A 22,177-nucleotide genomic window follows, 5' to 3' on the forward strand; every position below is an offset into this window, starting at 1 on the left:
GCTGTACGGTGAATGCCGCTCCATAATCACAATAAACCGGAGGCAGTCATGACTATCAGTTCCACCCCTGAGGGTGTGTCCGTTTCCCCACGGCACCTGCGCTTTGATCTTGCCGACGAACTCAAAACGCTCTGGCACGGTAACGACACCTTCCGCACCGCCTTCTTCAATGCACTTTCTCTTCAGTTTCCGGATGGAGAGCAGCAGTTCATCAATGCGGTCCGCCTGTATCGCGACCAGGTGGAGGATCCCAAGCTGAAAGGGGAAATACGCGGGTTTATCGGCCAGGAAGCGCTGCACAGCCGGGAGCACAAGCATTACAACGAAGCCCTGAAGGCGCGGGGCTATGATATCGATGCCATTGACCAGCGTTTTCGCAAGCACATGGAATGGGTGGGCAAGTTGCCACCCAGCCGTCAGCTTGCGGGAACCTGCGGTGCTGAGCATTATACGGCCGTGTTGGCCAATGCAATCCTCAGCCATCCGGAGTGGATGGAGGGTGCCACCCCCGGTATGACCAGACTGTGGCGCTGGCACGCCATTGAAGAAACCGAACACAAGTCCGTGGCTTTCGATGTCTATCGCCATTGCGTCGGCAACGAACGGTTGCGGCGGATTGTGTTCCTGTTCGTGACCTGGAATTTCTTCAAGTACACCTTCCTGAACACCTGCAGCCTGCTGAAAACCGATGGCAAGTTATGGAACCTGGGCACCTGGATTGGTGGGATCAACTTTCTGTGGGGTAAACCGGGTGTTTTACGAAAGTGTCTGCCTGACTTTCTGGCCTATTTCCGCGAGGGTTTCCACCCCTGGCAACAGGATAATCGTGACCTGATCGATAAAAACCTCAACGAACTTGAGCTGGAGCAAACTGCCGGTTAGCAGGGTGCTGAAATTACCACGGCTTTGTGTAAGACTGGGCGCTGCTACGAACAACGACAATAAAGGGAAGTGTCCGGCAGGAACAACTTCCCGCAGCTGGAGGCCCCCATGCGCGTTGGTCTTATAGTGGATTCGGCTTGCGATTTACCCTACGAGTTTAGCCGAAAGCACGACCTGTTCGTTCTGCCCGTGACCGCCGTTATCGACGGCCAGACCTACATCGATGAGCACGATCCGGTGCGAACCCAGGAGTTCTATCAGGGCGGGTTGCTGCAAAAGGGCCACCATGCCGAGACACAGGCCTTCTCTCCCCAGCAGATCCATGACTTGTTCATGGAGAAAATTGTCACCCAGTTTGACGTGGCGATTTGCGAAACCGTTACCCGCTCCCGCAGCCTGATTTTCCAGAACGCCACCGAAGCCATGAACACGGTCATGTCGCACTACGAGGAGGCACGCAAAGCTGCCGGGCGTGACGGTAAGTTTTCCATGCGTGTCATCGACAGTAAGCAGATTTTTGCTGGCCAGGGCCTGTTGGCAGCTCATACGCTCAGGCTGATCGAGCAGAAACTGTCAAAGAATGCACTCCGTAATGAAGTCGAAACCTTCACTGACAAGATCTATACCTGCGTAATTCCCCGTGATCTGCATTATATTCGCGAGCGAGCCCGCAAGCGCGGTGACAAAAGCGTGTCGGCGCTGGTGGCCTTTCTGGGCAAGGCTCTGAACATTACTCCGGTAATATTCGGCCAGGGGGCCGAAGGCCAGCCTGCCGCCAAGACCCGAAGTTTTGACATGGCGGTTGAAAAGGTCATGAACTATGCCGCGGGCCGGGTGGAGGCGGGGTTGCTGACCCCCTATGTCAGCCTGTCCTGTGGGTTGACCTGGACCGAAATCGAGGACCTGCCGGGCCTGAACCGCCTGCGGGATGCGTGCGAGAGTAACGGTGTGGAGCTGCTGCTTTCCCAGATGGGCATTACCAGCAGCATCTACGTCGGCCCGGGCAGCCTTTGCCTGGCCCTGGCAGCAGAGCCTCACGAATTCAGCGATTTCCAGTAACTCCCCGTCTGATGCAGTCCCGGAGCGACATTGCCTCTTGGCCTGCCAGCACCCCACCGACTGTTTCTTCGGCAAACGCAGCTGACGTGGCTTCGTGTTAGCCTCTTCCTCTTCTGACCCTTGTCGCCCATTTTCAGCCAGCACCGGACCGTGACTATGACCAAAGGCAAAACGGATCTCGCCAATGCCCTGCTTGAGCAGCATGTAAAACACGAACTCGCGTCCCTGAAAGGGGCAAAGCTGCGTCGGTTCCTGGCAACCGAGGTGGATGCCCTGTTCGATTACGCCGGCACCATCACGCTCAACCGTCTGATCTCGGTGGAGCAGGTGATGGGGGTGATCCAGCGCATAGTTATAGATATGGAGCTGGATGCCGGGATACCGGAGATGGCAGCTGAAATGGCCACCGAAGTACTGAATGCTCCGGTCCAGGGAACCTCACGGCTGCGGGACATCATCACCCGCGAGCAGGCGACAGGCTTCCTGGAAGAGGCACTTGAGCTTCGCCAGCAGCGGGAGAGGGTGATCAGCGAGATCATGGCGCACCCGGTCTACCAGGAACTGGTTTCAAACGTGGTCTACCAGGGTGTGGTGAATTATCTCTATGAAGACAACCTGATCACCAAGAGTGTTCCCGGTGTGGGCTCAATGATGAAGTTTGGCAAGCGCTGGGCCAACAAGGCTGTGCCCGGGCTGGATGAATCCTTTGAGCGCCGGTTCAAGACCTGGCTCTCGGACAGCCTGCCTGGGCTGATTGCCCGCAGTGAACAGTTCCTGCATCGGGCACTGACGGACGATGAACTGCGCGACAGCGTGATGGCGGCCTGGGTTGCGGTGGAAGACCGCACCATTGAAGAGCTCCACGAAGGCCTGGGCGACGTCCAACTGCAGGAGTTTGTGGTACTGGGGTACGAGTTCTGGCTGCAGTTCCGCAAAACCGCGTATTTCGAGGGCTGTACCAGGGCAGTGGTGGAACGCCTTTTCGACATGTATGGCGACAGGCCGGTGATTGAGCTGCTGAGTGACGTAGGTGTTGACCATGATCTGGTGATGGCGGAAGTGGGTGCCCTGGCAGTTCCGCTGATAGACGTGCTGCGGGAGGAAGGGTATCTTGAAGCCCTGATTCGCCGTCGTCTCGAGCCCTTCTACCAGTCGGCGGCGACGAAAAAGCTTCTGCAGCAGGAGAGCTGATTACTCTTGCTTTGTGTGGGGGAAGGTGGACGTGTGGATACCAACCGAGCTGTTCTGGGCCTATCTGGTGGCCATTTCACTGCTGACGGTGACACCAGGGGTGGATACCCTGCTGGTGATGCGAAATGCCGGGCGGGGTGGATTGGAGCGTGGCTTGCAGGATGGTTGTGTAACGAGCGTGGGCATCTGTAGCGGACTGTTTATCCATGCCACCCTGTCTGCCCTGGGTATTTCTGTGTTGCTGGTGGAGACTGCCTGGGCATTTACCGCGCTCAAGTGGGCAGGTGCGTGTTATCTGATCTGGCTGGGACTGAGCTCATTGCGACAGGCCCTGAGGCGTGCCCCTGAAGAGCGTTCAGAGCCGGAAGCCGCCGGTGTGAGGCCGTCACGGATGAAACCGCTAACGGCCTCAGTAGCGTTCCGCGAGGGCCTGTTGTCCAATGTGCTGAACCCCAAAACCGCGCTGTTCTATATGGCGCTGTTGCCCCAGTTTATCGACCCGGCAGGAAATGCCTTCCAGCAATCGTTGTTCCTCGCGGGGGTTCACTTTGTGTTGGCGATGGTGTGGCAATGTGCGCTGGCGGTGCTGGTGGTCAAGTCGCGCCGGCTTGGGGTGGGGCAGGGCGTCAAGCGTACGCTCAACGCTCTGACCGGCGGCTTCTTTGTGGCTATCGGGGGAAAGCTGGCTACGCAGTAAGCGCCACCATTACTTTTCCAGGTACTGCAGCTTGTTCGGCTTGCCGTCCCACTCTTCTGCATCCGGCAACGGATCTTTCTTTTCGGTGATATTAGGCCATTTGCCTGCCAGATCGGCATTGAGTTCAACAAACTGGACCTGATCTGCAGGCAGCTCGTCTTCCGAGAAGATGGCCTCTGCAGGACACTCCGGCTCACACAGCGCGCAATCGATGCACTCGTCCGGGTCGATCACCAGAAAATTCGGGCCTTCGTAGAAGCAGTCAACCGGGCATACTTCCACGCAGTCCGTGTATTTGCACTTGATGCAGTTATCGGTAACGACAAACGTCATAGTCAGCTTCCTGGTCCAGTAGTCAATCTCATCGGTGTAATAATAATTGCGCGGTATTGTATTGAGCGGCCTGCCCACTCGCAAGCGCCGAGGCGCTATATCGTTATTACATGGGTCAATTCTGCCGCATTTTCCACTTATTTGTTCAGTAGTTCCTTCAATTCATACAAGCGGTTCAGTGCATCCCTCGGTGTCAGTCCGTCAACGTCCAGTTTTGCCAGGGTTTCTTCCACCTTGCTGGGTTCCAGGCTGGCGAACATATCTCCCTGCATTACCGGCTCGCTGACCCGGGCCGAACGTGTGCGCTTTTCAGGTTCGGCCGGAGCCGTTGCGGCTTGAGCAGGCAGGGGATTGGCCGGCGCCGCGCTCCCCTCAAGATGAGAGAGTTGCTCCCGCGCGTTACGGATAACCTCCTGGGGCACGCCCGCCAGTTTGGCCACCTGCAGCCCGTAACTCTGGCTGGCAGGGCCGTCGTGGACATTGTGCAGGAATACGATGGTGTCGTCGTGCTCTGTGGCCGTCAGATGAACGTTAACGGCGTGTTCCAGGTCATCGGCCAGTTGCGTGAGCTCGAAATAGTGAGTGGCAAACAGGGTGTAGCAACGAATGTATCTGGCCAGATGTTCCGCCGTCGCCCAGGCCAGTGAGAGGCCATCGAAGGTGCTGGTGCCGCGCCCGACTTCGTCCATCAGCACCAGGCTGTGTTCGGTGGCGTTATGGAGGATGTTAGCGGTTTCCGTCATCTCCACCATGAACGTGGAGCGCCCACCGGCGATGTCATCGGAAGAACCCATGCGGGTAAAAATACGGTCCAGCGGGCCGATGACCACGCGGTTAGCCGGAACGAAGCTGCCGGTGTAGGCCAACAGGGCAATCAAGGCCGCCTGGCGCATGTAGGTGGACTTACCGCCCATGTTGGGGCCGGTGATCACCAGCATGCGACGCTGCTGGTCCATCAGCAGGTCGTTGGGCACGTAGGGATCACTCAGCAGTTGTTCCACGACCGGGTGGCGGCCTTCTTCGATGTCGAAGCCAGGGGTGTTGCTGAATTCAGGTGCATTGAATCGCAGGCTGGTTGCCCGCTCGGCGAAGTTGCTGAGCACATCCAGCTCTGCCAGGGCCTGGGCTGCATCCTGCAAGGGTGCCAGTTCTGCGGCGACGGCTTCCAGGACTTCATCGTAGAGGGCCTTCTCCCGCGCCAGTGAACGGCTCTTGGCGCTGAGGGCCTTGTCTTCGAACTCTTTCAGCTCCGGGGTGATAAACCGCTCGGCGTTCTTCAGGGTCTGGCGGCGTATGTAATCCACTGGCGCCTGGCCGGACTGGGCGCGGGTGATCTCAATGTAATAACCATGCACCCGGTTATAGCCCACTTTCAGTGTGCTGATGCCGGTGCGTTCCCGTTCCCGTGTCTCTACATCCAGCAGGAACTGGCCGGCGTTCTCGCTGATGTTGCGCAACTCGTCCAGCTCTTCGTCAAAGCCTTCCCGGATAACGCCACCGTCGCGAATCACCACCGGCGGATTATCGATGATGGCCCGCTCCAGCAAGTCCGCCAGTTCCGGGTATTCGCTGATGATGGTGGCCAGCTTCACGATGTGGTGTGAGTTCACCGGTTTCAGGGCCTGCTGTAAATCCGGCAGGGCCTGGAAGGCATCCCGCAACCGCGCCAGATCCCTTGGGCGGGCTGAACGCAATGCCACCCGCGCCAGAACCCGCTCGATATCGCCGATGCTTTTGAGCAGGTCGTGGACCGGCTCGTAGTGAAACCCGTCCAGCAGCGCGGAAACTGCCTGCTGACGTTGCTCAACCACGGTAACGTCGCGCAGCGGCCGGTTGAGCCAGCGCCGCAGCTGACGGCCACCCATGGCGGTCGCCGTGCGGTCCATCACCCAGGCCAGGGTGTGCTGGGTGCCGCCCATCAGGTTGGTGTCGATCTCCAGGTTGCGGCGGCTGGTGGCGTCCAGAATCACCGCCTCTTCGCGACGTTCACGGCTGAGTTTGCGGATGTGGGGCAGGGCGGTGCGCTGGGTTTCCTTTGCGTATTGCAGCAGGCAGCCGGCAGCGCAGATCGCCAGGGTGAGATCTTCGCAGCCAAACCCGGTCAGATCACGTACCTGTAGTTGCTGGGTCAGCACCCGGCGGGCGGTGTCGGCTTCAAATAACCATGGGCCCTGGCGGCGGATACCGGTGTAGCCTTCCAGTACGTCCTGATAGGGAAAATCTTCGCTGACAAGAATTTCCGCCGGCCTCAGGCGCTGAAGCTCGCCCTGCAGACCTTCAAGGTCATCCAGCTCGGACACCGTAAACCGTCCGCTGGAAATATCCAGGGAGGCAAACCCGAACTGTTCCCGGTGGCTATAGATGGCGACCAGCAGATTATCCCGACGATCCTCCAGAAAAGCATCATCGCTGAGAGTGCCTGGTGTCACAATGCGCACAACCTGGCGGTCTACCGGCCCCTTGCTGGTAGCGGGGTCGCCAATCTGCTCACAAATGGCAATGGATTGACCAGCCCGCACCAGACGTGCAATGTAACCTTCGGCAGAATGATACGGAATGCCGGCCATGGGTATCGGGCTGCCACCGGACTGCCCGCGGGCGGTGAGCGTGATATCCATCAGCTCGGCGGCCTTGCGGGCGTCTTCGTAAAACAGCTCGTAGAAGTCCCCCATGCGGTAGAACACCAGTTCGTTCGGGTGTTCGCCCTTTATCCTGAGGTATTGCCTCATCATCGGAGTGTGCTGGGACAGATCGGTCTGGGCTGCTGACATGAACGGTTCCGGATCCATTGGCTTTATGTGAAGGCAGGGATTGTAAGAAAATAACCGCCATGATGAAACGAAGGAGGTCATTATGCCACTGACTGACCAGGCATTGGCGGACGCAGGTAATCAACTGGCCGAATTGCTGGAGCGGCGCCAGCTTACCATTGCAACCGCCGAAAGCTGCACCGGCGGCTGGGTTGCCAAGGTGTTGACTGACCGCGCAGGTTCGTCGGCCTACGTACTGGCAGGGCTGGTCACCTATAGCAATGATGCCAAAAGGGCATTGCTCGGGGTTACGGACGCCTCCCTTAACAAGCAGGGCGCCGTCAGCGAACCGGTGGTGCGAGAGATGGTGGCCGGGGCACTGTCCACAACCGGCGCCAGTGTTGCGGTTGCTATCAGCGGCGTTGCAGGTCCTGGTGGTGGTAGCGACGACAAGCCAGTGGGTACCGTGTGGTTTGCCTGGGGCCGTTCTCCGGCAGACACTGTGGCGGTAGTTGAAACCTTTCCGGGCGACCGTGATCAGGTGCGGCGCCAGGCTGTTCTGTATGCGTTACAGGGGGTTAGGAGCTTTCTGGAAAACTCCTGAAACGGAGGGGTTGGTCTTGCCCCGATGTTATGTTTTAATACTGTTCAAATATACAGGGGTTCGGTTTTTCCGGGTTCCGGAGTTAACGATTTCGGCCGCCGGGCTCCCGTCCCGATAACGGCACAGGCGACAGAGGGTTTGTAACAATGGAAGACAACCGCAACAAAGCACTGAGCGCAGCGCTTAGCCAGATTGAACGCCAGTTCGGCAAGGGTGCCGTCATGAAAATGGGCGACCAGCCCCGGGAAGCCATTCCTGCAGTGTCCACCGGCTCTCTCGGCCTGGATGTCGCTCTGGGTATTGGTGGCCTGCCTTACGGACGCATCTGTGAAATCTATGGTCCGGAAAGCTCCGGTAAAACCACGCTGACCCTTCAGGTGATTGCCGAAGCCCAGAAAGCCGGCAAAACCTGCGCCTTTATCGACGCAGAGCACGCCCTTGACCCGATCTACGCCGAAAAGCTGGGCGTGAATGTGGACGACCTGCTGGTGTCCCAGCCGGATACTGGTGAGCAGGCGCTGGAAATCGCTGACATGCTGGTGCGCTCCAATGCGGTAGACGTCATCATTGTTGACTCGGTTGCGGCCCTGACCCCGAAAGCCGAAATTGAAGGCGAGATGGGCGACAGCCACGTCGGCCTGCAGGCCCGGCTGATGTCCCAGGCCCTGCGCAAACTGACCGGTAACATCAAACACGCCAACTGCCTGCTGATCTTCATCAACCAGATCCGCATGAAGATCGGCGTTATGTTCGGTTCACCGGAAACCACCACCGGCGGTAACGCCCTGAAATTCTACTCTTCCGTTCGCCTCGATATCCGCCGCATTGGCTCGGTGAAGGACGGCGACGAAGTGGTGGGTAACGAAACCCGCGTGAAAGTGGTCAAGAACAAGGTTGCCCCGCCGTTCAGGCAGGCCGAGTTCCAGATCATGTACGGCAAGGGCATCTACCACATGGCCGAAGTGCTCGATATGGGTGTGAAGGAAGGCTTTGTCGATAAGTCCGGTGCCTGGTACGCGTACAAGGGTGACAAGATCGGCCAGGGCAAGGCCAACGCCTGCAAGTTCCTGGAAGAGAACCTGGATATCGCTAACGAAATCGAAGCCGCTGTACGTGACAAGCTGATGCCCAAGCCGGCAAAAAAAGAGGCGGCTGAAGAGGCAACGGCAGACGCTAACGGAGAGCTTCTCTAAGCACTATCAGATTGGATTCCGCACTATCGGGGAGGTGATATGGATGCAAAAAAAAGACTGCTGGTCGTTGCCCATGCGCCCTCCCCGAATACCCTCAAACTGCGGGAAGCGGTAGAGCAGGGCGCAAGGCACGAAGACATCGAAAATGTCGAGGTGACCGTGCTTCCGCCACTGGAAGCCGGCCCGGACGACGTGCTGGCCTGTGACGCCATTATCCTCGGCACCACTGAAAACCTCGGCTATATGAGCGGCGCGTTAAAGGATTTCTTTGACCGCAGCTACTATCCCTGTCTTGAGAAAACCCAGGGGCTCCCCTTCACCTTTTATATCCGCGCAGGGCTAGACGGTACCGGCACCCACCGTGCTATCGAATCGATTACTACCGGCTTACGCTGGCGCCTGGTGCAGGAGCCACTGCTCTGCCATGGCGAATATCGGGGTGAGTTCGAGGAACAGTGCCGTGAGCTCGGGCTTTACATGGCTGCCGGCCTGGATACGGGTTTGTTCTAGGTAGGGCTTAACTGGCGTACTGGTTGTAGATGCCTTCAATGCGGGAAAGAGCGTTATCCACGGCCCTTGAATAACCCTTCTTGTCAAAACAGTAGCAGAACTGGAGGCTTACCCGGAAACCCGTCTGAAAGGGTTGGCAACTGACCACCTGGGCGGCAACGCGGGACTCGCGGATGTACTTACCGTCAAAATCCATATAAAGACGTGCTCCTGGCTCTACCGGCCTTGGGCACAGGACTGCCATTCCGTAACGGTTCATATCCAGGCAGGTGACAGCGATTGAATTCTTCCCCCGACCCAAAAAACCCCGTTCCTGCAATTGTACCTTCAGGCACATGGCAGGGTAGCGGTCCTTGATTCTGCGGTCTGCGGAATCATTCGTCATAGGTTGGCATCCATTGCTGATCTTGTGTTTGTTATCGGCCCGTTTTTCCATCGGGACATGGAGTTTAGTTCCCGCAGGTGTGAGTGAAAAATGACCAAGCAAAGAACTGTGATCTGGTTATCAATTTCTACGCGCGGGTACTGACCAACCGGCCTCTCCGGTCTTCGGCAGGTGCTTCCTGCCCGGTCTTCGGGTTCAGCAGGCGTGGGCTGCGCCTGGAGCGTTTCTTGCGGCGGTCCGGCCCTTCAAAAGCCACCTGCGCACGCCGCCGGTCGGGTTGTACTCGACGATCCCCCTGGGGTTTTTCCGGAGACGGAGTCGGTTGCTGCGGTTCAGGTAGCGTAAAGGGTTTGCGCTTGCGCAATGACTCCAGCACTGTCAGCGGTTGCGATTGATTCCGGTAAATATCCATTCTGTGAGTGCCCTGACTGTGCCTTTCTGCGGTGGATAATTATGCCCGATTGATCAATTTATCGACAAGTTTGGCTAAAACTTTAGGCTGAGCGCGACAGGGCGGGCCCCAGATTCTACAATGACCGCCCATAACCAAATGCTTTCATACCGTTACAGGACCGAACCTTGAAGTCACTGTCCCTGAACCAGCTCTATAAAGCCTGTGTTTTAAAAGATTTACCGTTCAAGACCACCCGTCAACTCGAGCCCCTGGCAGAAATCGTCGGCCAGAATCGGGCCCAGGCAGCGGTGCGTTTTGCCCTGTCCATGCCCCACGGTGGCTACAACGTGTATGCGGTGGGTCGCAACGGGCTCGGTAAGCGCACCATGATGCTGCGGTACCTGGAACACCATGTAGACACGGATAACCAGAGCCACGACTGGTGCTATGTGGCCAACTTCGAGGAGCCCCGTGTGCCCAGGATGCTCAGGCTGCCTGCTGGCAAGGGCACGGAGTTGAAGCAGGACATGGAAAAGCTGATGGGCCGTCTGATGAAGATGATCCCTCAGACGTTCGATAGCGACAGCTTTCTGGAGCGTGCTGAAAAACTGAAGAACGACTACGTCAAGAGGCAGGAAGACGAACTGGAAAAGGTCGCAGCCCAGGCCAAGCGAAAGAAAGTCAGCCTGAACATCACGACCCCGGGCGGCTATCGCCTGGTGGCAATGAATGGCGATGAAGCCCATACCGCCGAGTCATTCCAGGCCCTGACTGAGGCACAACGGGACAAGTTCGAAAGCGATATTAACAAGCTGGAGAAAAAGCTCAGACAGGCGCTGCGGAAACTGGCGGACTGGGAGCAGGAATACGCGGAGAGCCAGCAAGCGCTTAATGAGGAGACCCTGGAGGGCATTTCAGGCCATCAGATTGATGAACTGATAGAAAAATATCGGGATCAGCCGGATGTGGTGGCTTACTTCGACGCCGTTCGCAAGGATCTGTCGGAAAGCCTGGAAATTTTCCTGGAAGACAATGAAGAGCAGGCGGCCATTGCGTATGCCTCTCTGGACAAGAAGATGCCCCGTCGCTACCTGGTAAATGTGCTAGTACACCAGAAAACCGACGAAGTGCCGGTGGTGGTGGAGGATAATCCCACTTACCATAATCTGTTCGGTTACGTGGAGAGCGTGACTTTCAAAGGCACCGTGTTTACTGACTTCTCCCTCATTCGCCCCGGCAGCCTTCACCGCGCCAATGGTGGCTATCTGCTGATGGATGCCATCAAGGTCCTGGAGCAGCCGTTTGTCTGGGATGGCCTCAAGCGGGCTCTGCGTTCAAAGACCATTCAGATCAATTCCCTGGAGCGGGAGCTGACCCTGTCGGGCACGATCTCGCTGGAGCCTGAGGAAATCCCGCTGGACGTGAAAATCGTGCTGTTCGGCGATCGGGAAACCTGGATGTTGCTGCAGGAGTACGATCCGGAGTTCGCCGAGTTGTTCCGGGTGACGGCGGATTTTGAAAACGAGATGATGCGTACGGACGAAAGCCAGGTACTTTATGCCAAGTTCATCGCCAGCCTGGTGGATGAAAAGAAGCTGCTTCACTGCAGTAACAAGGCGGTCGCCCGTATCATTGAACACAGTGCACGCATGGCAGAGCATCAGGATCGCCTGTCTTTGCATGCAGCGGATATTGCCAACCTGTTGCGTGAGTCCGATTACTGGGCCCGGCAGGCTGGTGCCCGGCTGATCCAGAACTCCCATGTGGATCAGGCGCTGGAGAGTGCCCGTTATCGCAGTAGCCGGATTCGTGATCAGTTCTACGACTCCATTCGTGATGGTTCAACACTGGTGTCCACCACAGGTACCTGTGTGGGGCAGGTAAATGCGTTGTCGGTACTTTCGACCGGGGGCTTCGAGTTCGGTCTGTCCAACAGAATTACTGCCACCTGCTATTATGGTGATGGCGGCGTGATGGATATCGAACGTGACGTGAAGCTGGGGGGAAACATCCACTCCAAGGGTGTGATGATACTCAGCTCCTGGCTTTCTTCCCATTTTGCCGTCACCGACCCCATGCATCTGTCGGCGAGCCTGACGTTTGAGCAGAATTACGGCGAAGTCGACGGTGACAGTGCGTCCCTGGCAGAGATGTGCGCCCTGGTTTCGACGCTGTCGGGGCTGCCGGTGCGGCAGGACCTGGCAATCACCGGGTCGGTCAACCAGTTCGGCGAGGTCCAGCCGATTGGTGGCGTCAATGAAAAGGTCGAGGGTTTTTACAGCACCTGCAAACTGATCGGCGAGCTGACCGGAACCCAGGGCGTGATCGTACCTGCAACCAATGTGCAGAACCTGATGCTCGACCAGGAGGTCGTACAGGCAGTCCGCGACGGCAAGTTCCATGTTCACTCGGTGTCCCGGGCAGAAGAGGCCATTACGCTTTTGCTGGGCAAGCCGGCAGGCAGGGCAGACAAAAAAGGCAGGTATCCCAAACAGACTGTTTTTGGCATGATCCAGCAACGTCTGGAGAAGATGCGCGAACACGAGCGTCAGGAACATGCCCGGGATGACCACAAAGACCCGTCGATTCACTAAGGCGTATCGGCGGTAATTGAAAGGAGAGACAAGGCACATGACTGATTCCCAGCAAACGGTGTACGTAGTTGAAGATGACGAGGCAGTGCGTGACTCGCTGGAGTTGCTGCTGAAGTCCGATGGCAAGCCCGTCAGCACTTACGACAATGCCAATGCCTTTTTAAAGGATTATTCCGAAAAGATGGCTGGCTGCATTGTGCTGGATATCCGTATGCCCGGCATGGACGGCATGGAACTTCAGAAAAAACTGAACGAAAAGCATTCCATTCTTCCGATCATCTTTGTGACCGGCCACGGTGATGTGCCGATGGCTGTGGATGCCATGAAAGAGGGCGCGGTGGACTTCATTCAGAAACCCTACCGGGAAGAGGCCTTGTTGCAGAAAATTGAAGCTGCGCTTGAGCAGGACCGTGAACAGCGCAAAACCCTCGGTGAGAAGCAGGAAATCCTGCGTCGGGTGAAGAGCCTGACCCCCCGTGAACACGAGATAATGGACCGGATGATTGCCGGGCAGGCCAACAAGGTCATAGCGATCGAGCTTGAAATCAGCCAGCGAACCGTGGAAATACACCGTTCACGGGTCATGCACAAAATGGGTACCCATTCACTGGCACACCTGGTCCGTATGGTTCTGTCCGTAAAGGACCTTATCGACCCGCGCTGATTTGGCCGGCATTATGCAATCACCATCGTAACCGGCCGTATTCCTATGACAGATGCTGTCCTGGAGACAACAGACGTAACGGTTCTGCTTGTTGACGACAACCCGCAGAACCTGAAAGTGCTCTATGAAACCCTGAAAGACAAGGGTTACCGACTGTTGATTGCCAACGATGGTGAAAAGGCACTGGATCTCGCCCATCGTCACCAGCCTGAAGTTATCCTGCTGGACATCATGATGCCGGAACTGGACGGCTATCAGGTGTGTGAGCGCCTGAAGGCCGACCCGGTTACCTCAGACAGTGCCGTTGTATTTCTCTCCGCCCTGGACGATCTCCAGGCCAAGGTACGTGGTTTTTCCCTCGGTGGCGCAGACTATATCTCCAAGCCTTTCCAGGCCCAGGAAGTGATTGCCAGGGTGAAGACCCATGCCCGGGTCATCCGGCTGGAGCGGGAGCTTCAGGCCCGCAATCGCCAGCTCGAGAACGACCAGGCCCGCATACTGAACTCCATCAGCGAAGGCATCTACGGCCTGGACGCTAGCGGTGTCATCGTGTTCGCCAATCCCGCCGCTGCCGTGACCATGGGTAGCTCTGCTGAGGAATTGATTGGCCAGAATTTTTTTGATCTCCATTTCCGCACTGCCGGCCAGGGATGCGAGTCGCTCCCGGTTTATGCCACGTGCAGCCAGGGTATTGCGGAAAATCAGCGGGATATCGAAATGCTGCGGGCGGATGGCACCGCGTTTCCGGTGGAGTATCGCTCCACGCCCAAGCTCGACGGAGAGGAACTGCACGGCGCGGTCGTGGTATTCCGGGACATCACCGCCGAGCTTGAGAGTGAGCGGGCGCTCGAGAACGCCCGTAACATGGTGCAGGAACAGCGGGAGCAGATCGCCCACTTTTCACGCCTGACCACCATGGGAGAAATGGCCGCGGGCGTGGCCCACGAAGTGAACCAGCCGCTGACCGCCATCACCAACTATGCCCGTGTTGCCAGGCGTGTGCTGGCCAAGGAAGAGCCGGATCACCAGTTGCTCGAAGAGACCCTGGAAAAGATTGAAGCCCAGTCACACCGCGCCAGTGAAGTGATTCGGCGGATTCGCCGGTTCATGAAGAAACCGGCAGCGGGAAAGGACGTGCTTTCCATTTCAGCGCTGCTTGAGGATACCCGCAAGTTCGCGGAAGTGGATATTCGTAACAATGAAGGTGGCGTCGAGATCTCGGTGGCGGATGACGTTCCCGAGGTGCTGGCGGACCCGGTTCAGGTTCAGCAAGTAGCGCTGAATCTGATCCGCAACGCCCTGGAGTCAACCCGCAGTGCCGGTTCTTCGGCACCTGTGGAAGTGGCAGTGACCATGTCCGGCGGCCGCTGTGTGAGGGTCACAGTGACCGATCACGGCGTCGGTTTGCCGGATGACGCCGAAGAAAAGCTGTTTCTGCCGTTCTACACCACCAAGGAGGAAGGCATGGGGATCGGCCTGCCTACGTGCCGCTCCCTGATCCAGGCTCAGGGGGGCGATATCGGATTCGAGCGCCCGGAGCACGACGGTGCCTGCTTCTATTTCACCCTGCCCGTGGCAGGTTCCGATGGCACCCCCTGTGCGCCTGACGCCGACTCCCCGGGGCCGGTGGCATAACCCCTCAGCTTCCCCAGCGAACCTCGCCGCTCAGGTGAGGGGCGGCTCCTGATGCGTTCAGCAACTGATAATCCCAGCCAGACTTTCCGGTCTGCCAGTTCAGCTGTGCCGTTCCCGGCAGAAACAGCGGCTTTTTGAACTGACAGGATACCGATACCGCCTCCTGCCGCCAGCCAGTCTGCTGTTCCAGCACTGCCAGTACCCGGGCCTTGCTCCACATGCCGTGGGCGATGGCCCGGGGAAAGCCGAACGCTTTCGCCGTCAGCGCATGCAGGTGTATCGGATTTCTGTCCCCGGAAACGCTGGCGTACTGCCGGCCAATGGATTCCGCGGCGCTGATCTCGGTTGTCTCCGGGTAGCGGGGCAGTTCGGGTGGTTTGCCGCCGGATTGACTGCCGCCTTTGTCCGGCTGCCGGAACAGGTTGGTGCTGGTTTCCTCCCAGACAAGCCGGCCTGCGGACCAGGCCTCGGTGACCAGGTCAAATTCCAGTCCCTTCGGGGTGTTGTTCTGGCCGTCAAGTCTCACGGCGATGTCCAGGCTTTCACCGGCCCCGACAGGGCGATGCTGGGTGATGTGGTTGCGCAGGTGCACAAGGCCCAGCAATGGCAGGGGGAACGCTTTGTCCGTCAGCAGCTTCAGGTGCAGCGGAAATGCCAGGATATGGGGCCAGGTGATGGGTACCGTCGTTTGTGTACCGAATCCGCATACTTTCTGGTAGCGTTTCAGGTTATCGTTGGCCGTACTGACGCCAACCAGCCTGGCGGACAATCCGGGAATGCGGATATCACCACCGGAGGGCTTCTCTTTCGGGAGCAGCGCTTTGCTGTAAAGCGACCATAGGCCGGGCGGGTGATTACGATAGATTACAGTATCTGTCATATTCTTAACTCTCCTGGTACACCTGTGCGTCTGTGGCCTGATATGCTCTAATATACGACTTAGGTCTCAGAGTCTGGCAAACCCGGCCAGTATGGACATTGACCTGGCTCGCCGGCAAGGTTGTCCGGCCGGCCAAGCCAATCAATAAACAACTATAAAGCGGGACACTATGCAGGAACTTCGCGATGCGGGTGTGATGTTGCGTCTGATTTATCAGGCCATGAAACGCAAAGGGATTGATACCGATGCCATATTTGCCCGACTGGGTGTGGATGAAGCCTATGTCTACACCGAACAACTGAGAACGCCCCACAGCGCCCAGCTTTATTTCTGGCAGGTGGTTGAGGATGTCTCTGGCGATCCGGACGCCGGCCTTCACCTTGGCCCGCTTCTGCCCGCTTACAAGGGGCAGGTGCTGGAGTATCTGTTTCTCAGCAGCCCCACGTTTGGTGAGGGCCTGCGGCGGGCGCAGAACTACCAGCGGCTATTGAGCGATGCGGCCAATACCGATTTCTTTATTGAGGGGGATGAGGCCTGCATGGTGCTGGATGCGGCCTCAGATGAAGTCAGCCGCCTGCGGCATTTCAACGAGTGTTTTGTTCAGGGTCTGATTACCTTTTTCAAATCCATCACTGACGACCAGTTCTATCCTTCCCGGATCGAATTCGAACATGAGCGTGACCACGGCAAAGCCCACGCGAGCGAGGTACTGGGGTGCGATGTCGTGTTTGGCGCGGAGGAGAACCGGCTGTATTTCCCGGCGTCCCTGTTGTCCCACGCGTCACCCCATGCGGAACCGGAACTGCTGGATCTCCATGAGCGGTTTGCCAGCGAACAGGTCGCTCGCCTTGAGAAAAAGGACATTGTTGGCCAGGTGGAGCGGATTGTGGCAGAGCTGCTGGACAGTGGGGAAGTCACCCTGGATGCGGTGGCCGAACGCCTGGGTATCAAGCCGCGAACCTTGCGTACCCGCCTGACCGAAGCAGAAACCAGTTTCAACCAGGTGTTGGCGGATTTCCGTTATCGCCTGGCGCGGCAGCTGTTGGCAACCACCGATGAGTCCATTGATGAGATCGTGTATCTCACCGGCTTCTCGGAACCCAGTACCTTTTACCGGGCGTTCAAGCGCTGGTCGGGAATGACCCCCATTGAATACCGCAAAACCGCACAGGGAAAGGATGTCATGGTTGATGCCATGTAATGGCACCGACGTAACCCGATTTTTTTCATGAAAAACGTTGACATGCGGGGCCGCCTCTTTATAATGCGCCCTCGTTGTCACCGAGCAATCACACCCTTGATTGCGCCCGAGGTGGCGGCTCACGCGGAGCGGTAGTTCAGCTGGTTAGAATACCGGCCTGTCACGCCGGGGGTCGCGGGTTCGAGTCCCGTCCGCTCCGCCATTTTCCCCTCCCTGCACTGCATTTATCCATTGTCATTCCTGGTTCATCTTCACGTAACAGTTGCATGTTATCGTCTTCCTTGTTGATTCAAAGGAGATGAACGATGTCCGATTACGAAGAAGAACTCATGGAGCGTCAGTTTGAAGATTATGATGACGATGATTCCCTGGATGACGCCACCGAAATGTAGTCATGGCTCTGGCGCCTAGCGGATTCCTTTGGCGGCCTGCTCCGCCAGGTATTGTTTTCTGTGTTCCCCCGGGCTGGTTTCGAACCAGCGACGCCAGGCCTTGTGAAAAGCCGCCGGATTGGAAAACCCCAATAGCCAGGCTATCTCCGATAGCGATGCCCGTGTTTCCCGGATGTACTCCAGCGCCAGTTCCCGGCGGGTTTCGTCCACCAGTTCCCGGAAACCTGTCTGTTCATCCGCGAGTTGTCTCTGCAGCGTCCAGGGTGCCATGCCCAGCTTTTCCGCAACCGCTGGCAGGGTAGGGGTATCTCCCTGCAGCAGGGGCGGTAGCAGGTCCTTGACACGGTCCCCGGTACTCCAGCCGGCACGGATCCGCGAAAGGTCCCGGTGGCATTGCCCCGCCAGTTTCTCAAACATGGCCGCTTGCGCCTGCAGCGAGGCCGCTTCCCTGATGCCCGGGGCCAGTCTCAGGCCGTTGCCCTCCGCGCCGAACCTTACCGGGCATCCGAACCACCGCTCGAACACGTCGTCCTGGCCCTGGGAAGGGTACTCAATGGTCACCCGTTCTACGACCTTGTCCTGGCCGGTAATGATTCTCAGAAACTGCGTCCAGGCTGCCAGCACGGAGTCCACCACGAAAAAGTTGAAGACGTTGTAGGGCTTGATCGAGTAGAAGTGCGCTTCCCGACCACCATTGGCCGTCCATGGCGCCCCCCGGCTATTGCGGCTGGTCAGCAGGGCGTAGTGAATCAGGATGTTGATGGCCTCTCCGGCTGTCGGCGCACATTGGGCGGCCAGCCCGGCAATGCCGGCGTCGACCGGTCGTGACAGTTGCCCCATGGTCAGGCCCAGCGCCGGGTTGCCGGTGAGGGCAATGGCGGCCTGGCCCATTCGCATAAAGCGGGGGATGCTGATGCGGGCCTCCGGTTCCCTCAGGGCCTGTTCATCCAGCCCGAAACGACCGAACAGGTCTGTGGGGTCTGCGCCTTCCGCACGGATGGCTCCTGCCATGACAGCAACATACAGCACGCTGATGTCACCGAGGGGGTTCTTGTGTCTGGTGATGGTGGGCATGGTGTTCAGCATTGTCTTACAAGTTATCTCAGGATATCAGATTGTGCTTCAGGGATATTGTCTGCTTCAAGTGCGGGGGCTACTTTAGAGCCCATGATTCGGCACCGCCGTTCCGATAACAGGAGAGAGACCATGACAGCATCCACACCAGGCGTTACGCGCTACCCCAACCTGCTGGAGCCACTGGACCTCGGGTTTACCCGCCTTCGCAACCGTACCCTGATGGGCTCCATGCATACCGGCCTGGAAGAAGCAAAGAACGGCTTTGAGCGGCTTGCAGCCTTTTATGCCGAACGCGCCCGTGGTGGCGCCGGCCTGATTGTGACCGGTGGTATTTCTCCAAACCTGGAGGGCGCCGTATTCCAGCATGCGGCCAAGATGAGCACCCCGGAAGAAACGGAAAGACATAAGGTGATCACCCATGCGGTGCATGAGGCCGAGGGCAAAATCTGTATGCAGATTCTTCATGCCGGCCGCTATGCCTATCATCCGGAACTGGTGGCCCCCTCCGCTATACAGGCGCCAATCAACCCGTTGAAGCCGAAGGCACTGGACGAGGCGGGTATCGAGAAACAAATCGAGGACTACGTGAATTGTGCCGCGCTGGCCAGGGAAGCCGGGTACGACGGTGTGGAGATCATGGGCTCCGAAGGCTACTTCATCAACCAGTTTATTGTGGCTCACACCAACCACCGCACCGACCGGTGGGGCGGCAGTTACGAAAACCGTATTCGTCTGCCTATCGAGATAGTTCGTCGGGTTCGCGAGCGTGTCGGCAGCGATTTTATCCTGATCTATCGCCTGTCGATGCTGGATCTCATCGAGGACGGCAGCACCTGGGAAGAAGTGGTGCAGCTGGCCAAGGAAATTGAAAAGGCCGGTGCTACCATCATCAACACCGGCATTGGCTGGCACGAAGCCCGGGTGCCGACCATCGCGACGTCGGTTCCCCGGGGCGCCTTCACCAAGGTCACGGCTCGCCTGAAAGATGAAGTCAGTATTCCCCTGGTGACCACCAACCGCATCAACATGCCGGAGGTGGCCGAGAAAATCCTCGCGGAAGGCGACGCCGACATGGTCTCCATGGCCAGGCCGTTCCTGGCGGATGCGGATCTGGTGCTCAAAGCAGCACAAGACCGTGCCGACGAGATCAATACCTGCATCGGCTGTAACCAGGCCTGCCTGGACCACACCTTCAGCGGCAAGCTGACCTCGTGCCTGGTTAACCCTCGTGCCTGCCATGAAACCGAGCTTACCTACGTTAAAACGGCAGCGCCCAAAACCATCGCCGTCGTGGGTGCCGGCCCTGCCGGGCTGGCGTTTGCCACCGTAGCGGCAGAGCGCGGCCACAAGGTCACACTGTTTGATGCCGGCAGCGAAGTGGGCGGGCAGTTCAATGTGGCCAAGCTGATTCCGGGCAAGGAAGAGTTCTATGAAACCCTGCGTTATTACCGGGTAATGCTGGACAAGCACGGAGTGGATGTTCGCCTGAATACCCGTGTTGATGTGGAGGGCCTGAAGGCTGGCGGATTTGATCACGTGGTCCTGGCCAGCGGTGTCAGTCCTCGCACGCCTGACATTGAGGGGGTGGATCACCCCAAGGTGATCGGTTACCTGGATGCCCTGTTGGGGCGGAAGCCGGTAGGTCAGAAGGTGGCGGTGATTGGCGCCGGCGGGATCGGCTTCGATGTCTCTGAGTTTATCGTTCACAAGGGGTCGTCCGCGGCGCTGGATCCGGAGCACTTCATGCGGGAATGGGGTGTGGATCTGAGCGTTGAGCATCGCGGTGGTATCCAGGGCATGGAGCCCGAGGTGCCGGAGCCGGCGCGTGAGGTGTATCTGCTGCAACGCAAAACCTCCAAGGTTGGCAAGAACCTGGGCAAGACCACCGGCTGGATTCACCGTACCTCCCTGAAAAATCGCCAGGTCCAGATGGTGCCGGGTGTCAGTTACCGCAAGATTGACGACATGGGACTGCATATCACCGTGACCCCGAAAGGGGCAGAGCAGGGCGAAGACCGGGTGTTACCGGTAGATACCATTGTGATCTGTGCCGGTCAGGAGCCGCTGCGTGAGTTGCAGGGTGGTCTGGAAGCGGCAGGGGTGCAGGTTCATCTGATCGGTGGCGCCGATGTGGCCGCTGAACTGGACGCCAAGCGCGCTATTGATCAGGGGAGTCGTCTGGCAGCGGAGCTCTGACAGCCAGAACCGTGGTTCATGCCCCATGATCACAAAACGTTGCAGTTTCCCCCTGTCCAGCGGGTATTGAACCGCTAGACTATTATCCGGAAGTCTGTCAGTTTGAAACCGGCCCGTACTGACCGTGCGTGGCCGGTTTTTGGTATCTGACGGTAAAACGGAACGCCCTGGTGGTGTTCACCGTGTTGCTGTCAGGTTTTCGGAGAGCGGGGAGTCTGCAATGGGGTCTGCCGACCAGGCAAATGATGGTTATTCGGCGGTAATTTTCATGGATGGCAGCAATGTGTCACGGCAGATGCGTGCGTCGGAGTTCGGTGCCTTTCTGGATGGCTATGTAGGGCTGTCAGACCTGGCGGATACCGACGTCAAGGCGGTGTACGTGCTCCTGGGCAAGGACCTTCTGGTGCGCTCCCTGGTGTTTTTCCGCATCTATTTCGATGAGGAGGGCCGGGCTGACAGCCACTGGAACCTGCCGGTAGAGAAGCTGGCGAAAAAGGGGGCCAAGGGGCCTGATATGGGTGCCGGCCCGATTCGCCTGGTATGCCGCAGTCAGTGCCCCAAATCCGCTAATGCGGAGGAGCTCTGGGATCCGGATATGACGCCGGGAAGTAACCATTTTCAGGCCATTCGCCGCGCCCTGGAAGCCAATAGCCTGAAACTGCGGAAAGTGGAGCCAGCGGCCGAGGAAGACATTCCCGTGCTGGGTGAGGACGCCCGCTCCGCGGAAGACACGGAGGCGCTTAATGACCGCGCACGCCTGGCGCAGGTTATCCGTGAGCAACGGCTTCGCATCAAGACCCTGCAAAGTGTTCACCGGGATGCCCTGTCTGACATTCAGCGCGAAAATCGCCATGAGATGCAGGCATTACGTAATGAAATGGCTGAGCTTCAGCAGAAGTTCGAACGCCAGAAACTCAGCAATGAGCAGCTGAAAAAGCGTCTGGCCGAGCGCAATGAACAGTATTTGTCGATGCAGGAGCAGATTGCTGGCGGTGATGAGCGCAAGCAGCGTGAGGATGCCACATCCGATGCAGAGGTTGTGTTATTACGGGAGCAATTGGAGCGTCGTCAGCGGGAACTGGAAATCCGGGACGAGAAAATTGTGGCGCTCGAGCAGGAAAACCACGATCTGCGTCACCAGACACCCGCCGAAAATTCGGTCATGGAGCACTTGCAGAGCCAGTCGGTGTTTCTGGTGGCCTACCACCCCGGGGTTGGGCATATCACTCTGCCGTATAATGATATCGAAACCTATTTCCGCAACCCGGTGGCCTATGCCGCGGAACGTTGTGGTCTGAACGAACCTGCCTACAAGCAGTGGCTGGAGCATTACGAAAAACCCGTCTGTCACCATCAGGATGATGACGGAACCCCCTGTGACGAACCGGTAATGAGGGTCAGCCAGCCCGCCGACTTCCGGGCGGGAATCGATGACCGCTGTGAAAAGCACCAGCCGCAGGCTGAGAATTAACGCCGCATTACCTGCCCTGAACGGGATCTTTTTTCAGAATCTGGCCGTATTTCGTTACTATGGTCTCCC

At 57.9% G+C, this 22,177-nt stretch carries 19 protein-coding genes and 1 tRNA gene; 14 read left to right on the plus strand and 6 right to left on the minus strand.

What is annotated here, in order from left to right:
* Positions 1-48: 48 nt before the first annotated feature.
* The 4 genes from QPL94_RS15025 (at position 49) to QPL94_RS15040 (ending at position 3,829) form a co-directional block, all read left to right on the plus strand.
* Positions 49-882, plus strand: coding sequence for a metal-dependent hydrolase (locus QPL94_RS15025; RefSeq protein ID WP_285358467.1), 834 nt, complete (start codon positions 49-51; stop codon positions 880-882).
* Between the two features lie 108 nt (positions 883-990).
* Positions 991-1,941 carry a DegV family protein gene (locus QPL94_RS15030; protein WP_285358468.1) on the plus strand — a complete coding sequence of 317 codons (951 nt, stop codon included), beginning with the start codon at positions 991-993 and terminating at the stop codon, positions 1,939-1,941.
* A gap of 156 nt (positions 1,942-2,097) precedes the next feature.
* Positions 2,098-3,132 carry a hypothetical protein gene (locus QPL94_RS15035; protein WP_285358469.1) on the plus strand — a complete coding sequence of 345 codons (1,035 nt, stop codon included), beginning with the start codon at positions 2,098-2,100 and terminating at the stop codon, positions 3,130-3,132.
* Positions 3,133-3,163: 31 nt separating this feature from the next.
* Positions 3,164-3,829, plus strand: a complete 666-nt coding sequence (locus QPL94_RS15040) for a LysE family translocator (protein WP_285358470.1) — start codon at positions 3,164-3,166, stop codon at positions 3,827-3,829.
* A gap of 9 nt (positions 3,830-3,838) precedes the next feature.
* On the opposite strand, the gene fdxA is transcribed toward QPL94_RS15040, so the two are convergent.
* Complete coding sequence (gene fdxA / locus QPL94_RS15045; RefSeq protein ID WP_137437739.1) at positions 3,839-4,162, minus strand: ferredoxin FdxA; 324 nt, start codon at positions 4,160-4,162, stop codon at positions 3,839-3,841.
* A gap of 137 nt (positions 4,163-4,299) precedes the next feature.
* A complete protein-coding gene (gene mutS / locus QPL94_RS15050) occupies positions 4,300-6,933 on the minus strand; it encodes a DNA mismatch repair protein MutS (protein ID WP_285358471.1) in 2,634 nt (877 codons plus the stop codon).
* A gap of 82 nt (positions 6,934-7,015) precedes the next feature.
* Between mutS and QPL94_RS15055 the strand changes: the two genes are divergently transcribed.
* The 3 genes from QPL94_RS15055 to QPL94_RS15065 all read left to right on the plus strand — a co-directional run bounded on the left by QPL94_RS15055 (position 7,016) and on the right by QPL94_RS15065 (position 9,219).
* Positions 7,016-7,516 carry a CinA family protein gene (locus QPL94_RS15055; RefSeq protein WP_285358472.1) on the plus strand — a complete coding sequence of 167 codons (501 nt, stop codon included), beginning with the start codon at positions 7,016-7,018 and terminating at the stop codon, positions 7,514-7,516.
* A gap of 146 nt (positions 7,517-7,662) precedes the next feature.
* A complete protein-coding gene (recA, locus tag QPL94_RS15060) occupies positions 7,663-8,709 on the plus strand; it encodes a recombinase RecA (RefSeq protein ID WP_137437742.1) in 1,047 nt (348 codons plus the stop codon).
* 39 nt (positions 8,710-8,748) lie between these two features.
* Positions 8,749-9,219 carry a flavodoxin family protein gene (locus tag QPL94_RS15065; protein ID WP_285358473.1) on the plus strand — a complete coding sequence of 157 codons (471 nt, stop codon included), beginning with the start codon at positions 8,749-8,751 and terminating at the stop codon, positions 9,217-9,219.
* A 7-nt stretch (positions 9,220-9,226) separates the two neighbouring features.
* Here the strand turns inward: QPL94_RS15065 and QPL94_RS15070 are convergent, their stop codons facing one another.
* Both QPL94_RS15070 and QPL94_RS15075 read right to left on the minus strand, forming a co-directional pair.
* Entirely contained in the window at positions 9,227-9,604 is a 378-nt protein-coding gene (locus QPL94_RS15070; RefSeq protein WP_285358475.1) for a PilZ domain-containing protein, read from the minus strand.
* A gap of 127 nt (positions 9,605-9,731) precedes the next feature.
* Positions 9,732-10,016, minus strand: coding sequence for a hypothetical protein (locus QPL94_RS15075; RefSeq protein ID WP_285358476.1), 285 nt, complete (start codon positions 10,014-10,016; stop codon positions 9,732-9,734).
* Positions 10,017-10,183: 167 nt separating this feature from the next.
* On the opposite strand from QPL94_RS15075, the gene QPL94_RS15080 reads away from it, so the two are divergent.
* The 3 genes from QPL94_RS15080 to QPL94_RS15090 are packed head-to-tail and all read left to right on the plus strand — an operon-like array spanning position 10,184 to position 14,891.
* Complete coding sequence (locus QPL94_RS15080) at positions 10,184-12,592, plus strand: Lon protease family protein (RefSeq protein ID WP_285358477.1); 2,409 nt, start codon at positions 10,184-10,186, stop codon at positions 12,590-12,592.
* A gap of 37 nt (positions 12,593-12,629) precedes the next feature.
* A complete protein-coding gene (gene fixJ, locus QPL94_RS15085) occupies positions 12,630-13,256 on the plus strand; it encodes a response regulator FixJ (protein ID WP_285358478.1) in 627 nt (208 codons plus the stop codon).
* A gap of 45 nt (positions 13,257-13,301) precedes the next feature.
* The gene (locus QPL94_RS15090; protein ID WP_285358479.1) at positions 13,302-14,891 is read left to right on the plus strand and encodes an ATP-binding response regulator; all 1,590 of its coding nucleotides are present in this window, start codon (positions 13,302-13,304) and stop codon (positions 14,889-14,891) included.
* A 4-nt stretch (positions 14,892-14,895) separates the two neighbouring features.
* Here QPL94_RS15090 and QPL94_RS15095 read toward each other — a convergent pair whose 3' ends face one another.
* Positions 14,896-15,771 carry a MaoC/PaaZ C-terminal domain-containing protein gene (locus QPL94_RS15095; protein ID WP_285358480.1) on the minus strand — a complete coding sequence of 292 codons (876 nt, stop codon included), beginning with the start codon at positions 15,769-15,771 and terminating at the stop codon, positions 14,896-14,898.
* A gap of 169 nt (positions 15,772-15,940) precedes the next feature.
* Between QPL94_RS15095 and QPL94_RS15100 the strand changes: the two genes are divergently transcribed.
* Both QPL94_RS15100 and QPL94_RS15105 read left to right on the plus strand, forming a co-directional pair.
* Positions 15,941-16,972 (plus strand): AraC family transcriptional regulator, encoded by a 1,032-nt coding sequence (locus QPL94_RS15100; RefSeq protein ID WP_285358481.1) that lies wholly within the window; start codon positions 15,941-15,943, stop codon positions 16,970-16,972.
* Positions 16,973-17,097: 125 nt separating this feature from the next.
* Positions 17,098-17,174: transfer RNA gene (locus tag QPL94_RS15105), tRNA-Asp, on the plus strand.
* Positions 17,175-17,379: 205 nt separating this feature from the next.
* Here QPL94_RS15105 and QPL94_RS15110 read toward each other — a convergent pair.
* The gene (locus tag QPL94_RS15110; protein WP_285358482.1) at positions 17,380-18,438 is read right to left on the minus strand and encodes an AraC family transcriptional regulator; all 1,059 of its coding nucleotides are present in this window, start codon (positions 18,436-18,438) and stop codon (positions 17,380-17,382) included.
* A 132-nt stretch (positions 18,439-18,570) separates the two neighbouring features.
* On the opposite strand from QPL94_RS15110, the gene QPL94_RS15115 reads away from it, so the two are divergent.
* Complete coding sequence (locus QPL94_RS15115) at positions 18,571-20,637, plus strand: NADPH-dependent 2,4-dienoyl-CoA reductase (RefSeq protein ID WP_285358483.1); 2,067 nt, start codon at positions 18,571-18,573, stop codon at positions 20,635-20,637.
* Positions 20,638-20,857: 220 nt separating this feature from the next.
* Positions 20,858-22,108 (plus strand): DNA repair protein, encoded by a 1,251-nt coding sequence (locus QPL94_RS15120; protein ID WP_285358484.1) that lies wholly within the window; start codon positions 20,858-20,860, stop codon positions 22,106-22,108.
* Positions 22,109-22,177 lie beyond the last annotated feature (69 nt).

Source organism: Marinobacter sp. SS13-12, assembly GCF_030227115.1.
Lineage (GTDB): Bacteria > Pseudomonadota > Gammaproteobacteria > Pseudomonadales > Oleiphilaceae > Marinobacter.

What these genes read in the sequence shown, in the direction of transcription:
- QPL94_RS15025 (WP_285358467.1), top strand. Translation starts at nt 49, where the DNA reads ATGACTATCAGTTCCACCCCTGAGGGTGTGTCCGTTTCCCCACGGCAC.
- QPL94_RS15030 (WP_285358468.1), top strand. Translation starts at nt 991, where the DNA reads ATGCGCGTTGGTCTTATAGTGGATTCGGCTTGCGATTTACCCTACGAG.
- QPL94_RS15035 (WP_285358469.1), top strand. Translation starts at nt 2,098, where the DNA reads ATGACCAAAGGCAAAACGGATCTCGCCAATGCCCTGCTTGAGCAGCAT.
- fdxA (WP_137437739.1), bottom strand. Translation starts at nt 4,162, where the DNA reads ATGACGTTTGTCGTTACCGATAACTGCATCAAGTGCAAATACACGGAC.
- mutS (WP_285358471.1), bottom strand. Translation starts at nt 6,933, where the DNA reads ATGTCAGCAGCCCAGACCGATCTGTCCCAGCACACTCCGATGATGAGG.
- QPL94_RS15055 (WP_285358472.1), top strand. Translation starts at nt 7,016, where the DNA reads ATGCCACTGACTGACCAGGCATTGGCGGACGCAGGTAATCAACTGGCC.
- recA (WP_137437742.1), top strand. Translation starts at nt 7,663, where the DNA reads ATGGAAGACAACCGCAACAAAGCACTGAGCGCAGCGCTTAGCCAGATT.
- QPL94_RS15065 (WP_285358473.1), top strand. Translation starts at nt 8,749, where the DNA reads ATGGATGCAAAAAAAAGACTGCTGGTCGTTGCCCATGCGCCCTCCCCG.
- QPL94_RS15070 (WP_285358475.1), bottom strand. Translation starts at nt 9,604, where the DNA reads ATGACGAATGATTCCGCAGACCGCAGAATCAAGGACCGCTACCCTGCC.
- QPL94_RS15075 (WP_285358476.1), bottom strand. Translation starts at nt 10,016, where the DNA reads ATGGATATTTACCGGAATCAATCGCAACCGCTGACAGTGCTGGAGTCA.
- fixJ (WP_285358478.1), top strand. Translation starts at nt 12,630, where the DNA reads ATGACTGATTCCCAGCAAACGGTGTACGTAGTTGAAGATGACGAGGCA.
- QPL94_RS15090 (WP_285358479.1), top strand. Translation starts at nt 13,302, where the DNA reads ATGACAGATGCTGTCCTGGAGACAACAGACGTAACGGTTCTGCTTGTT.
- QPL94_RS15095 (WP_285358480.1), bottom strand. Translation starts at nt 15,771, where the DNA reads ATGACAGATACTGTAATCTATCGTAATCACCCGCCCGGCCTATGGTCG.
- QPL94_RS15100 (WP_285358481.1), top strand. Translation starts at nt 15,941, where the DNA reads ATGCAGGAACTTCGCGATGCGGGTGTGATGTTGCGTCTGATTTATCAG.
- QPL94_RS15110 (WP_285358482.1), bottom strand. Translation starts at nt 18,438, where the DNA reads ATGCCCACCATCACCAGACACAAGAACCCCCTCGGTGACATCAGCGTG.
- QPL94_RS15115 (WP_285358483.1), top strand. Translation starts at nt 18,571, where the DNA reads ATGACAGCATCCACACCAGGCGTTACGCGCTACCCCAACCTGCTGGAG.
- QPL94_RS15120 (WP_285358484.1), top strand. Translation starts at nt 20,858, where the DNA reads ATGGGGTCTGCCGACCAGGCAAATGATGGTTATTCGGCGGTAATTTTC.